This is a genomic window from Paracoccus sp. S4493, from assembly GCF_000967735.1.
GTDB classification, from domain to species: domain Bacteria; phylum Pseudomonadota; class Alphaproteobacteria; order Rhodobacterales; family Rhodobacteraceae; genus Paracoccus; species Paracoccus marcusii.
Genome location: NZ_JXYF01000411.1, coordinates 1 through 254, shown reverse-complemented (window position 1 = coordinate 254; position 254 = coordinate 1). Strand labels below are relative to the sequence as shown.

At 76.4% G+C, this 254-nt stretch carries 1 pseudogene; it reads right to left on the bottom strand.

From position 1 onward, the window contains the following. Nucleotides 1-254, bottom strand: a pseudogene (locus TW83_RS21490) (arylesterase); the annotation flags it as partial.

The window sequence follows — 254 nt, the reverse complement described above, 5'->3', positions numbered from 1 at the left end:
CACCGGACCCAGGTGCCGGACGATCAGCGCCACGCCCTGGGCAGACGGGTGAACCCCGTCCCGCAGCAGCAGCGGCGCCCGATCGGTCGCGGGCACCTGTGCCAGCGGCGCATACAGATCCTGCAGCAGCAGCGCGCCGTGGCGTTCGGCCAAACGCGGCCAGATCCCGCTCCAGGCGCGGCGCCAGTCGGGCTGGCCCGCCGGGGCGTGGATGCCGACCAGCAGCAGGGGCCGCCCGCCGCTGCCCGCGGTCT